The sequence below is a fragment of the Novosphingobium sp. KN65.2 genome, from assembly GCF_001368935.1.
Classification (GTDB): domain Bacteria; phylum Pseudomonadota; class Alphaproteobacteria; order Sphingomonadales; family Sphingomonadaceae; genus Novosphingobium; species Novosphingobium mathurense.
This window is the reverse complement of record NZ_CCBH010000095.1, coordinates 1-731: the sequence shown is the minus strand read 5'-3', so window position 1 is coordinate 731 and position 731 is coordinate 1. Positions and strand designations below refer to the sequence as shown.

Annotated in this window: 1 protein-coding gene; it reads left to right on the top strand. The window is 58.1% G+C overall.

The annotated features are described in order from the left end of the window. Positions 1-280 precede the first annotated feature (280 nt). Positions 281-667: a conjugal transfer protein TraJ gene (locus tag SPHV1_RS03665; RefSeq protein ID WP_054944721.1), complete on the top strand. Its 387-nt coding sequence runs from the start codon at positions 281-283 to the stop codon at positions 665-667. The last annotated feature ends 64 nt before the right edge of the window (positions 668-731 follow it).

The following is a 731-nucleotide window of genomic DNA, read 5'->3' as shown; positions in this document are numbered from 1 at the left end:
GCGTTCATAAACCGGCCACGAACCGATGAACTCCCGCTATATCGTATTTTTCTGCCAGATTAGGCCGTGTGGCGCTAGATATTTTCGGGGGTGAACGATATATGATCGTTCCAGCAACAGTTTCTATTTGGCGTCTAAACGTCGAAGACAGGGCAAGATAGGTGATGGAGGCATCCACGCAAGCGCGGACACCCCCATCACTCCCCTTATTCGCGCCGGGGGCGCTCAACGGGATTCTTGCTCTGCGAGGCCGCCGCTACCGCAGCGAAGGGAAGGTGATTTGAACGACAGACCCAAGGCGAAGCGCGAGCGGCACCACATCAAGATATGGTGCAGCGCCGAGGACAAGGCGACGATTGAAGCCGCCGCACAGGCCAGCGGGTTGAGCGCGTCGGCCTATTTGCGTGTGCTTGGGTTGGGGCATCAGCCGCGCCCCATAATCGACATAGAACAGGGGCGTGAGTTGGTGCGCGTCAATGGCGACCTTGGCCGTCTTGGCGGCCTGTTGAAGCTATGGCTTACCGACGACGCCAAGTTGGAGGAAATGGCCCCCGAACGGATGCCGGTCATCATTCGGGGCGTGCTGTCCAAGATTGAGGCCAATCAGGAGGAGCTGGCCGGGATCATCCGAAAGGTCTTGCGGTCCCGGCAAGATTTTAGCGGCTAAAAAAAGGGCCGCGCGGATGATTGCAAAACACGTCCCCATGAAGGCGACCGCAAAGAGCGATTTC